Genomic DNA, 11,883 nt, shown 5'->3' with positions numbered 1-11,883 from the left:
GGCAAAAGCAACATGTTCGTTTCCTGGACTAGCAAACAAATGCGCTCTTACTGACGCTTGCCGAAAAAACTTTGGATAAGGAATTTACCCTTTGATGCCTGACAGTGCGATTCCTTGGATAAAATGTTTTTGGGCAATGAAAAACAGCACGACGAGTGGGAAAATCACCATTGTACTTGCAGCCATCATCGGCCCCCATTGCATCGTTTGTTGGCCATTAAACATTTGCAAACCAAGGGCTAGCGTATATTTATCGATATCATTTAAGTAAATCAACGGTGTCAAAAAGTCATTCCAGCTTCCCATGAATGAAAGAATTGCGACCGTTATCAGCGCCGGTTTCGATAAGGGAACGACGATCCGCCAAAAGATCCCAAACAAGCTGCAGCCATCAATAATGGCCGATTCCTCCAATTCTTTTGGAATGGCTCGAAAAAATTGGCGCAATAAAAAGATAAAGAAAGCGTTTCCTAAAAAGGCGGGAACGACCAACGGCAAGAACGTGTTCACCCAGCCAAGCTCTGTAAAAATCAAGTACACTGGAATCATCGTCACCTGGGGAGGCAGCATCATCGTGCAAAGCAATAAAATAAACCAGACGCTCCTGCCCCTCCCCTTAATTCGTGCAAACGCGTAAGCGACAACGGCACTGGAAGCGACTGTGCCGATGACTGTCAGCCCTGTCACTACGATTGTGTTCCAGTAAAACTGCAAAAAGGGAACCAATTCAAATACTTCGCGGTAGTTAGCAAAATCAAACGGTGCTGGCCATAAAGTCGGCGGATACGAGATCGCTTGCGACTCGGTTTTGATTGATGTAGAAACCATCCATAAAAAAGGAAGAATAAACAAAATCGATAAAACAACAAGCATAAGGTAAATCATTAAACGGTCTAATTTCTTTTGCCTCGTATAATTTTTGAAAACCGGCTTTGTCTGATTAATCGGCCCTGGCATTCTTGCAGGCTGGACCGGTTCGATTTGTCTATTTGCTTGGTACCGTTCCTCCAACAGCATTTCCTCCCTTCTTCAGTCGTCGTATTCGTAATAAACTTTCTTGCCAAAAAATTTGAATTGCAGCAATGTGAAGATCAAAACAATCACAAACAATACCCAAGCAAGCGCGGATGCATAGCCCATATTGAAAAATTCAAATGCATTCTGGTAGAGGTATAGCACGTAAAACAAAGACGCATAGTTTGGCCCGCCGCCACTCATCACATAAGCTTGAGTGAAAACTTGGAAAGAACCGATCACACCCATAATCAAATTGAAAAAAATAACATGAGAAGTCATCGGGATTGTAATATGCCAGAACTTGCGCCACTTTCCAGCCCCATCAATCTCAGCAGCTTCATACAAACTTGGAGGTACGCCTTGCAAGCCGGCCAAATAAATGATCATGCCGCCGCCAACACCCCAGAGGCTCATAATAATCAATGCTGGTTTAACCATCGACTCGCTCAATAACCAGCGGGAAGTCGGCAAACCAACAGAATCAAGGAGCGCATTCGCCAAACCAAACTCAGGTTGGAAAATAAGCACCCACAACAGTGAGCTTGCTACAGCAGGCACGATGGAAGGCAAATAAAAGATCGTTCTAAAAACCCCCATAAACTTCACTTTTTGGTTTAGAAGCACCGCCAACAAATAGCCGAAAGCAAGCCCAAGGGGAACACCTAAAAATGTATAGAAAAACGTGTTCCACATCGTTTTCCAAAACAGCGGAACATGGAAAAACAAACGTTCATAGTTTTCGAGACCAATCCATTCAGCCCCGCCCATCACTTGCCACTCTGTAAACGACATATAAAACGAGTAAATCATTGGCCCCGCAGCCAATGCTAAAAAACCAATGAGCCACGGGGAAATAAACAAGTAAAAGGCTAGTGTTTTGCTTCTACGCAACCTCGCCAATGCTGGCCGATTCATACATTTCCTCCTCTCAACGCATGCTTATCCTGCAATTTCTGGTTTTGGGCAAAAGGACTGGTTAAAGTAAGCGACAGCCCCAATTAAATTGGCATCATTGCCAAATTGGCATTTCCATAAATTGGGCCGCAGATCCACCATTGAATTGGCTTTTATAAGCAAATCGATTTTCTCGTAAATACGTGGAATATAATCGTTTCGTTCACTTATTGCGCCGCCGATTAAAATCGCTTCTGGATCATAGGTAAATTGTAGATTGTACAGGCCTACTGCCAAATAATAAAAATGCCGATCAACTTCCACACGGGCGACCTCATCACCAGCTTCAGCAAGTTCAAATACGCGAATGGCATCGATGTTTGCACGTTTAGCAGCGGACACGCGTTTTGCCAGTTCAACGGGGGAGGTAATGCTGCTGAACGTTTCTCCGTGTTTATTCATAACCATGTAGCCAAATTCGCCGCCGTAGCCATTTGCTCCGCGATGAATGGCGCCATCTTTAATAATCGAACCGCCTATACCCGATCCAGCAACAACCATAACAATGTCTTTCATTTTTCGCGCGCTCCCTAGCCACATCTCCGCAAGAGCTGCGCAGTTGGCGTCATTTTCAAAGCTTACTGCTAGCTGCATGCACTCCTGTGCCTTTTGCTTAAATGGCACTTCATGCAAATAAGAGAGGGCGCTGCCGCCGTCGATAAACCCAGTTGCTTGATTCGGTATTCCAGGCGTGCTAAATGCCGCGCCTGAAAGCGTGTAGTTGGCGGCATAACGATGTTTTATGTCCTGTAACAATTCAAACAGAAGCGCCATACTTGCAGGCGTCACATCGATGCCCTTTTGCAAAATGTCACCTTTAGCCGTTACCACGCCATGTTTAATCGTCGTCCCGCCAATGTCGAATGCCAACAAATTCAGATGCTTTCTCTCCCTTCCAACAACTTCGCTAGAAGCCATTGTTTTCAATTACCGTTTTAAACCACCAGCCGCTTTTTTTAACCGTCCGATTTCCATCTTTCCCCAAATCAACAGACACAAATCCATAGCGGTTTTTATAAGCATTTGTCCACGACCAATTGTCCATAAACGTCCACAAATGGTACCCTTTCACATTAGCGCCCTCGGTTAGCGCTTTATGGAGCCAGCGCAAATGGTTTGAGATGAATTCAATCCGGTAGTCATCTTGAATAACACCAGCTTCATCACGGAATTTTTCTTCCCCTTCAACACCCATTCCATTCTCAGAAATAAAGCACTCGATATTTCCATAATGATCCTTTATGTTCATCAATAAATCATAAATGCCTTTTTCGTAAATTTCCCAGCCACGATGGGGATTGATTTTTTTGCCAGGCATATCGTAGCTATCAAAAAATGTTCCTGGCATAAGCGGGCCATCTCCTATAGGCGTCTCTTTCGCTTTCACCCGACGTGGTTGGTAATAATTCACCCCCAGTAAATCAACTGTATTTCCAGAAATCACTGCTTTGTCGCCCTCTTCTACATGAGGCATAAGCCCATATTGTTTTAAAATTGCCACTAGTTCTTGCGGGAAAGTCCCTTTCACAGACGGATCGAGAAAAGAACGGTTAAAAAAAGCATCAGCGAGTTTAGCTGCTTCTACATCTCGTTCGTTTTCCTCTGCACGAGGGTAGGATGGTGTTAAGTTTAAAATGATGCCTATCTTGCCTCCTTGCCCTAAACGGCGGTAGCGTTCAATTGCTAGAGCACTAGAGAGCATTGTATGGTAGCCAACTTGGACTGCCCGCTTGAAATCAACGACTTTCGGGTAATGGAACTCGTATAAATAACCGCCTTCCACTGGCACAATCGGTTCATTATGGGTAAACCACGTTTTCACACGGTCCCCGAAATGCGTAAAGCATATTTCCGCGTAACGGGCAAACGCATAGGCGACTTCACGGTTTTCAAAACCGCCTATTTTCTGCATCGCCATTGGCATATCAAAGTGAAATAAATTAACAAACGGCGTAATCCCTGCAGCGAGCAATTCATCAATGACTTGATCGTAAAATTGAACGGCTTTTTTGTTCACCGCGCCATTTCCTGCAGGAATAAGCCTTGACCAAGAGATGGAGAAGCGAAATGATGTATGGCCAAGTTTTTTCATTAAAGCAATGTCATCCTTATAGCGATCATAAAATTGCGATGTTTTGGCTGGCCCTACCTCGTTAAAAAAACGGTTTGGCTCGATTTCATACCAGTGATCCCAAATGTTTTTGCCTTTGCCGTCACGGTCTGCCGCTCCTTCAATTTGCGTAGCCGACACGGCCGTCCCCCACCAAAAGTCAGGTGGAAACAGATACGTCGTCATCGTTTCTCCCCTTTTCTAACGAGTTTGATTTTGTCTCTATTCTATTTAAGTTAACGTTTAAGTAAAAGATAAAGATACGATAACCTTAATATGAAAGCGATTACTAGTCAATAGCCAAAATGAAAATAAACAAAAAAACAGCTTTTGCAAGCTGTTGAAAGAAGTACGTTTAGTTGTTCAATCCTATTGAATATTCTTTACCGATTCGCGAAAGACAATCGATCCTTTGATTAATATCCTCCCATAGCCATCGCTGCCTTTATCGCCTTCGAGCTTTTCAATCATTCGTTTTGTGGCCACTTTGGCCATCTCTTCTAAATCGACTTCCACTGTTGTTAAAGGCGGGGTCGACAACGTTGCGTAAATATCATTATCAAAGCCGACAACAGAACAGTCTTCCGGGACACGGATTCCGCTATCCGACAACTTTTTGATAAGCAAATAGCCTACATGGTCGCAATTGCACACAAAAGCAGTCGGCAGCTTTTCCGGCAATACTAAGTCAATAAAACGGCCCGCATCATCGCGATCACTGACCAAGTACCGCTCATTAAAAGGGAGCCGGTGTTCTAGCAACGATTTATACATTCCTAAAAAGCGGTCTTGGATGCTACTTGTTGTGTGGACATTGCCAACAAACCCGATTTCACGGTGGCCTTGGCTAATTAAATAGTTCGTCAACTCATAAACGGCATAAAAATTATCAGTGACGACCACATCCGCATTCAATTGGTCCGTATAAAAATCAAGGAATACGAGAGGCACGTTTTCTTTTGTTACATGTTCAATGTATTCCTTTTTTGGCTGGCCAAGCACAATAACGCCGTCCGCCCTGTTTTCTAAAAATGCTTTCGGCAGCATGAGCCGCTCTTCATCATCGGAGCTCAATATTTGTAAGATGCCGTAGTAGTCATAGGATTCAAGTACCGATATAATTTGCCTGTAAAACTTTAAATAAAATGCTTGCTCATCACCGGCAAATCGTTCCGGGATCAAGATGACGATATTATTGGTGCGCCCGCTTCTCATTGACTTAGCGGCCGCATGAAAGCGATAGCCCATATCAGCTGCCATCTGCTTGATTTTTCGTTTCATCTCATCGCTAACGCCCTCTTTATCATTCAGCGCTTTCGAAACTGTTACCGTGCTTACACCCGCTTTTTTCGCGATATCACCCATTGTGACCATTTCACCACTCCTTCTCACGTTCCAACTATAGTTTACCTTTTCAGAACGATTCTGTTAAGCATAGGATGGAAAAGCAAAAGTTTAACGATAAAGTAAAACACAAACAGCAGCTATACACAAAACAAAAAGGAGCAGGTTGTGCCTGCTCCTGTTACATCCATTTAAACTTCCAATTTTGCCCGCCTTTTATGTGCTGAATTAACGGTACATCGGTGTCAATCACCCGGCCTAGCACATTTACTTTCTCATCAGCAGGCAAGTCTGTTTTGGTAATTTGTATTTCGCCTTGGTAACGGCCGTAACGGTTATTGTCAATTGTCACTGTGCCAATAGGCCGCTCCCCAGTGTTTGCCGGCGTTACGTCTCGCTTCCCAATAGATGCGAAGGAACGAGATGACTCTGACCGAAGGACATCACGGGCTGCATCTTTGCGGTTGCGGTGTTTTTCCTCTACATCAACGACATTCTCCACCGCTGGCTGCACCCGCAACAGCACTGCTTTTTCATTATGATAGACGTGAAATTGTTCAAAGCTGCTATCAGACAAGCCCTTGTCGCCGACTAAAATCGTTTCAATGCCTTCGCCTTCATATAGATCTAGAAACGAGGCAAACGGCGACATGTCCCGATGGTCTTCAAGTGTCGGCAAACCCTTGAACAACGGAGCCCTAGGCACGTCGCCAGGAATAAACGCCATTACCGAAAAGCCCATTTCAGACAGAAAGGTGTTTGTTTGACGAAAGTCTTCTCGGCTTAACCCCGTCTCAGGGCGAGGGTAAAAATTATGCCATACTTCAACTTTGTTTGGATCGAGGCCGGCTTGGCGCAAGGCGATTGCTTCCCTTTTATCGACAGTGCTTGCATTTAAGACAACTTGCATCTCTTGTGATAGGCGCACGACCGTCTCAGTCGCCACACCATAATCGATACGCAATCCTGTCACGCCCCACTCTTTTAAATTGCTCGCTTGTTCCCATGACAAGTTTAAATGGTTCATTGAGTCAGGCGACACATCGCATATAAGCCGCATATGATTTGCTTTGGCAAACATTCCAACTTGCTTGAGCCGTTCTGCATATAAAGAAGCATCGTCTTCAGGGATGTGCAATGAAGTAAACAGTACATTAAATCCAGCGGCAGCGGCTTTTTTTATATAAGCTTCTTGCTCTATAAATGGCTGGCTGAGATAAGCAGATACACCAAGCTCCACTCTTTCCTCACCTCCAACTTAAATGTCTTTTGCCATTTCTTCTTTAAAACCGAACATGTAGGTGAACAGAAAACCGAACAAATAGGCGAGCGCAATACCACCTAAATAGTAGAGGTATTTGCCTTCCGCAATTAACGGTGTTAGGGACAAGCCGGAAACGCCGATTCCTGTAGAGCCTGTGGCAAATATTGCTTGCATGGCCCCACCAACAGCCGCACCTAAACTGGCTGTCACAAACGGGCGCCCAAGCGGGAGCGTTACCCCGTAAAGCAACGGTTCCCCGATGCCAAGGAAGCCAACAGGCAAGCCGCCTTTAATAATATTACGTAGACGAGGATTCCGCGTTTTAACAAAAATAGCGATTGCTGCGCCAACCTGGCCTGCTCCTGCCATTGCTAAAATTGGCAACAGCGTTGTAAAACCGAATACATTGATAAGCTCCGCATGAATTGGCGTTAAGCCATGGTGCAATCCAACCATGACAAGCGGAAGGAAAAAGCCTGCCATGAGCGCCCCAGCAATCGGCCCACCCATGTTTAAAATCGAGTGGATGCCGGATGTGATCCCATCCGATACAATGCCAGCAACGGGCATAATCGCATAAATCGATAAGAAGCCCACAATGACGACAGTAAACAGTGATGTGAAAATGATATCGACCGATTTCGGTATAACTTTACGGATGTGGCGTTCAAAGAACGTCATTAACCATGCCGCAAAAATGACGCCGAACAATCCGCCACGCCCTGGCACAAGGGCTTCGCCAAATACGGTCACCTCGGCAAGGGCCGGGTTGAAAATGAACATCCCCGCGATCGCTCCTAGAACCGGCGTGCCGCCAAATTCTTTAGCGGTATTCCATCCAACAACAATCGCCAAATACGTAAATAGGCCGCCTCCTAAAATGGTCATTAACAAAAGCCACGTATGTTCTTCTTTTTGCATGCCTGAGTTAATTAAGAAGTTGGCCACGCCATTAATGATACCTGAGGCAACAAGGCCTGGAATCAACGGGATAAAAATATTCCCTAAGCTTCGCAAAAATTGCTTAAATGGTGTTTTGTTTTTCTTTTTCCGTTCTTGCTGGGCGTTGGCAGCCTGTTCTTCAAAAGACGTTTGCCCTGTACGAGCGAGCTTTTTCATTTCTTCCGTAACGACATTGACAGTACCTGGACCAACGACAATTTGCCATGTATCGTCTTCAACGACTCCCATAACTCCTTCCATTTTCTTTAAAGCATCTTGATTGACTAGGGCATCGTCTTTTACAGCAACACGGACACGCGTCATACAATGGGTAAGGGACTCGACATTTCCTTTCCCGCCAATATGTTCAAGAATTTCTGAGGCCATGCGTTGTTCTTTGTTCACACGTTTCCCCTTCTTTCACAAATTATTTTTCTACCGTTTTGCGAATAAACCCTTTGGCGTTTTGCAACTTTGTAAGCGCTTCATCATAAGAGCAATCAAGCAAAATCATCACAATTGCCGCCTTTACATGCCCATTTGCTTTTTGGTAATAGTCGGCTGCTGTCTCATAGGTTGAATCGGTTGCTTCCATAATAATCCGTTTGGCGCGCTCAACTAGTTTTTGGTTTGTCGGTTGTACGTCGACCATTAAATTTTGATAGACCTTGCCAATCCCAACCATTGCTGTTGTTGAAATCATATTTAAAATGAGCTTTTGGGCTGTTCCTGCTTTTAAGCGAGTTGATCCAGTCAACACTTCCGGCCCCGTTTCTACTTCAATCGCAACGGCAGCGTATTGGCTCATTTTCGCCTCCTTGTTGCAAGCAATGGATACCGTGTTAGCCCCACGAGCCTCTGCCTCTTTCAACACGCCAATCGCATACGGCGTGCGCCCGCTAGCTGCAAGAGCAATAACCGTGTCCTTTTCGCCTATATTTAAGCGGTTACAATCATTTGCACCTGCACGCTCGTCGTCTTCTGCCCCTTCGACTGCTTCTGTAAATGCTTGCTCGCCGCCGGCAATTACACCACGAACCATTTCCGGTGAAACACCAAAAGTAGGTTTGCATTCAACAGCATCTAAAACACCTAATCGTCCTGAAGTACCAGCGCCCGCATAAATGAGCCTTCCGCCCTGTTGGAAAGAAGCAATCACTAATTTGACCGCCTTTTCAATTTGCGGTAGTTGTGTTGCAATGGCTGTTGGCACCTTTCCATCTTCTCTATTCATTGCTTTTAAAATATCGTGAATCGGCATACTGTCAAGCGCCATTGTCGCTTGGTTGCGCGTTTCTGTTTTTAACTTATCAATCAAACCATTCACCTCTTAATCAATTGCATATTTATATATTTATTATCGCTCTATAGAAATAAAACGTCAATATAATTTTAATTTATTACGAAATAAAATTTCATACAAGCTATCCTTGTAGCTATTATTGTTTTCCTTAATTGATCGTGGTACTTTCTAAAAGATAACGGCTTTGCAGGGCAGTTGCATGATGGAGGGAAAACGATGCGCAAAATACACGTTACGATCATCGCCCCTTATGAGGGCTTAGCAGAAACATTTAAACGAATACAAAATGAATTCGAACATCTCGATATGACGATCCATATAGCGGACCTTCAGCAATCTTTGCCTCTATTGACAACAGAAGTACAAGCGCAGACCGATATATTTATTAGCCGTGGTGGAACGGCTAAAGTGATTCGCACTCGGACAGAAAAACCTGTTGTTGAAGTTCCTATATCTGGCTTTGATATTTTACGAATGATTTTGCTCATCCAAGCCGAGCGGGAACAAACAGAAATTATTGCCTTTGAAAACATTTCCCTAAGCTTTACGAAAGTAACAGAGTTAATCGAAACCGACATTCCAATCACAGCAGTCATGAAAGAAGAAGAAGTGGAACCAGCCATTATCGCCGCCAAGGCAGCCGGGCGGAAGATGATAGTCGGTGACGCCATTACGACGAGCTTGGCGAACAAACATGGGTTGGAAGGAATTTTAATTACATCTGGAGAAGAATCTGTCAGAACTGCACTTGAGCAAGCGGACCTTTTAGGCAGAAAAATGAATGACAGCAAGCAACAGCATCAATATTTTCGTTCTGCCTTTTTTCAGTCTGACCAGTTCCAGCTTTTAGCTGATGGAACGGGGCATGTGTTTGCTATAAGCGACAAGCTCCAAGAGAACGAGACGTTGCTGAAAGCAGCGACCAGCCAATTACATTCACTTATTCAAAACAAAACACACGCTTTCTTTACAGAAGCAGGCGGAAACAACGTTTGCTTCGCTGTAAAAAACATCGGCACTGAAAAGGCACCGACCTGGCTATTAACGGCGACAGCTCTCCACCAATCGCTGCCAAAAGGAGCTACCGTGTTTGAAGTACCTCATTTATCCGTACCGCTCGTCCTCGGGGCAAACGATTCGCTATCTCGTGACTATGAAGCCGCTACTGGCAAACATTCTGTAGTGCTTATTGGCAAAAACGGGTCTGGAGAACAGGCGCTCGCAAAAGGACTTTTGCCAAAATTGGCCATTACATGCCGGGCAAAAGATTTATTGAATGTGCCTGATTTTGAAGCAAACGGGCTTTCCTTGTTTATTACCCATGCAGAAGAACTTTCTACTACACAATGGAGACAACTAGAGGGCACAGTGCTTAAAACAGCGCCTTATGTTGTCCACAGCGAAAAGCCGTTGTCTTTTCTAAACGATATGCCAACTGTTTGGATACCGCCGTTATGTGAACGCAAATCCGAATGGCCAGGCTTTATAAGACGCTTAATTGCAGAAGCGAACCAGCTATACGGCAAGCAAATTATTGGCTACCGGGGCAGCATTCACCCAGCGATTATGGGAAATTTAAATTGGCTAAAGGAGTTCATCTTTGCAAAAGTCGTAGCAACAAGCCAACCGTATATTGACTTTAGCGACAGTTGGTCAGAAAAAGGCTTCGCTCGAATTGATTTAGAACAGACGCTGGAGGAAATGGAAAAAACGTTGATTAAACATGTGCTTGAAGAGGAAGGCTATAACCAATCAAAAACAGCTGAACGTTTACAAATTAATCGAACAACGTTGTGGAGGAAACTCAAATAATGTTGCTGTTTGCAACATTATTTGAGTTTTGTATTGCAATTTCCAAAAGAAAGCGTATCATTTTTGCTGTAATCATTTCTTTTAAGCGTTTCCAGCTTGAATTTCGTTTCAAAATGAAACAGAAAGAAGGGATCTTCTGATGAAGGTAAAACAAAGCATTGAAAAAATTCCCGGAGGCATGATGGTTGTCCCGTTGCTTCTTGGTGCACTTATCAATACGGTTGCCCCTGACTTGCTTAGGATCGGCAACTTTACACAAGCGCTCTTTGTAGACGGCGCGACTACCTTAATTGCTCTTTTCCTTTTGTGCGCAGGCTCGCAAATCAACATACGCAGTTTTGGCGTTTCATTTGGAAAAGGCTTTACGCTTTTGCTAGTTAAATGGATTTTCGGCGGCCTCGTCGGTGCGATCATTTATGTACTGGCTGGAGGGCCTGAAGGCTTATTCCTCGGCCTTGCTCCAATTGCAGTCATTGCCGCAATGACCAATTCCAACGGCGGCCTTTATGTTGCGCTTGCAGGGCAATACGGAAAAAGCGAAGACAAAGCGGCCTATTCTGTACTTGCCATGAACGATGGCCCGCTCTTTACAATGCTGACATTGTCTGTTGTCGGCGCGATGGGCGTCCAAAGCGGCTATTTTTCCATCACCGCTTTTGTCGGCGTGCTCTTGCCCATTTTAATTGGGTTTGTTTTAGGAAACATTGATGAAGACATCCGCACGTTCCTTGGAAAAGGCAGCGACATGCTCATTCCGGCATTCGCTTTTGCACTTGGCATGAACATTAGCTTTACGTCCATTCTTGAAGGGGGACTGCCAGGCGTCGTACTTGGTGTGCTCGTCGTTCTAGTAACCGGTATCACTGGCTACTGGACGTTTAAATTGTTCAAATGGAACCCACTCGTTGGCGCTGCTGAAGGATCGACAGCCGGAAATGCAGTAGCAACGCCAGCAGCCATTGCCGCAGCAAGCTCTGCTTTTGCCTACAATGTTGAACTTGCAACTGTCCAAGTTGCAGCCAGTGTCGTAACTACAGCCATTTTGCTACCGATTTTTATTGGCTTTTTGGCTAAACGTTTAGAGAAAAAAGGCCAGCTTCCTGAAGAAGCGAGGCAACAAGCGTAAGGATAGGAGAG

10 protein-coding genes are annotated in these 11,883 nt (G+C 44.7%); 2 read left to right on the top strand and 8 right to left on the bottom strand.

The window, feature by feature from the left end:
• Positions 1 to 84: 84 nt before the first annotated feature.
• The 8 genes from V5G21_RS10910 to murQ all read right to left on the bottom strand — a co-directional run bounded on the left by V5G21_RS10910 (position 85) and on the right by murQ (position 8,949).
• Positions 85 to 1,017, bottom strand: coding sequence for a carbohydrate ABC transporter permease (locus V5G21_RS10910; protein ID WP_035202293.1), 933 nt, complete (start codon positions 1,015 to 1,017; stop codon positions 85 to 87).
• A 12-nt stretch (positions 1,018 to 1,029) separates the two neighbouring features.
• Positions 1,030 to 1,932, bottom strand: coding sequence for a sugar ABC transporter permease (locus V5G21_RS10905; protein ID WP_338464669.1), 903 nt, complete (start codon positions 1,930 to 1,932; stop codon positions 1,030 to 1,032).
• Positions 1,933 to 1,956: 24 nt separating this feature from the next.
• Complete coding sequence (locus V5G21_RS10900; protein ID WP_050748925.1) at positions 1,957 to 2,889, bottom strand: ROK family protein; 933 nt, start codon at positions 2,887 to 2,889, stop codon at positions 1,957 to 1,959.
• Complete coding sequence (locus tag V5G21_RS10895) at positions 2,879 to 4,267, bottom strand: glycoside hydrolase family 1 protein (RefSeq protein ID WP_035202292.1); 1,389 nt, start codon at positions 4,265 to 4,267, stop codon at positions 2,879 to 2,881. The genes V5G21_RS10900 and V5G21_RS10895 overlap by 11 nt, the downstream gene beginning before the upstream one ends.
• Positions 4,268 to 4,450: 183 nt before the next feature.
• Positions 4,451 to 5,455 (bottom strand): LacI family DNA-binding transcriptional regulator, encoded by a 1,005-nt coding sequence (locus V5G21_RS10890; protein WP_035202290.1) that lies wholly within the window; start codon positions 5,453 to 5,455, stop codon positions 4,451 to 4,453.
• A 151-nt stretch (positions 5,456 to 5,606) separates the two neighbouring features.
• Positions 5,607 to 6,665 (bottom strand): DUF871 domain-containing protein, encoded by a 1,059-nt coding sequence (locus V5G21_RS10885; protein WP_035202289.1) that lies wholly within the window; start codon positions 6,663 to 6,665, stop codon positions 5,607 to 5,609.
• An 18-nt stretch (positions 6,666 to 6,683) separates the two neighbouring features.
• Positions 6,684 to 8,036 carry a PTS transporter subunit EIIC gene (locus V5G21_RS10880; protein WP_011245173.1) on the bottom strand — a complete coding sequence of 451 codons (1,353 nt, stop codon included), beginning with the start codon at positions 8,034 to 8,036 and terminating at the stop codon, positions 6,684 to 6,686.
• Between the two features lie 22 nt (positions 8,037 to 8,058).
• The gene (gene murQ, locus V5G21_RS10875; protein ID WP_063609442.1) at positions 8,059 to 8,949 is read right to left on the bottom strand and encodes an N-acetylmuramic acid 6-phosphate etherase; all 891 of its coding nucleotides are present in this window, start codon (positions 8,947 to 8,949) and stop codon (positions 8,059 to 8,061) included.
• Positions 8,950 to 9,150: 201 nt separating this feature from the next.
• Here murQ and V5G21_RS10870 point away from each other — a divergent pair, with 201 nt between their 5' ends.
• Positions 9,151 to 10,746, top strand: coding sequence for a sigma-54-dependent Fis family transcriptional regulator (locus V5G21_RS10870; RefSeq protein WP_095327233.1), 1,596 nt, complete (start codon positions 9,151 to 9,153; stop codon positions 10,744 to 10,746).
• 139 nt (positions 10,747 to 10,885) lie between these two features.
• Positions 10,886 to 11,872 (top strand): 2-keto-3-deoxygluconate permease, encoded by a 987-nt coding sequence (locus V5G21_RS10865; RefSeq protein WP_011245169.1) that lies wholly within the window; start codon positions 10,886 to 10,888, stop codon positions 11,870 to 11,872.
• The last annotated feature ends 11 nt before the right edge of the window (positions 11,873 to 11,883 follow it).

The organism is Shouchella rhizosphaerae (genome assembly GCF_036700015.1).
Taxonomy (GTDB): domain Bacteria; phylum Bacillota; class Bacilli; order Bacillales; family Bacillaceae_D; genus Shouchella; species Shouchella rhizosphaerae.
Note: the sequence above shows the minus strand (reverse complement) of the source record. Positions and strands in the feature narration are given on the sequence as shown.

Excerpts from the sequence above, each read along its gene's own strand:
- V5G21_RS10910 (WP_035202293.1), bottom strand. The coding sequence starts at position 1,017 with ATGCTGTTGGAGGAACGGTACCAAGCAAATAGACAAATCGAACCGGTC.
- V5G21_RS10905 (WP_338464669.1), bottom strand. The coding sequence starts at position 1,932 with ATGAATCGGCCAGCATTGGCGAGGTTGCGTAGAAGCAAAACACTAGCC.
- V5G21_RS10900 (WP_050748925.1), bottom strand. The coding sequence starts at position 2,889 with ATGGCTTCTAGCGAAGTTGTTGGAAGGGAGAGAAAGCATCTGAATTTG.
- V5G21_RS10895 (WP_035202292.1), bottom strand. The coding sequence starts at position 4,267 with ATGACGACGTATCTGTTTCCACCTGACTTTTGGTGGGGGACGGCCGTG.
- V5G21_RS10890 (WP_035202290.1), bottom strand. The coding sequence starts at position 5,455 with ATGGTCACAATGGGTGATATCGCGAAAAAAGCGGGTGTAAGCACGGTA.
- V5G21_RS10870 (WP_095327233.1), top strand. The coding sequence starts at position 9,151 with ATGCGCAAAATACACGTTACGATCATCGCCCCTTATGAGGGCTTAGCA.
- V5G21_RS10865 (WP_011245169.1), top strand. The coding sequence starts at position 10,886 with ATGAAGGTAAAACAAAGCATTGAAAAAATTCCCGGAGGCATGATGGTT.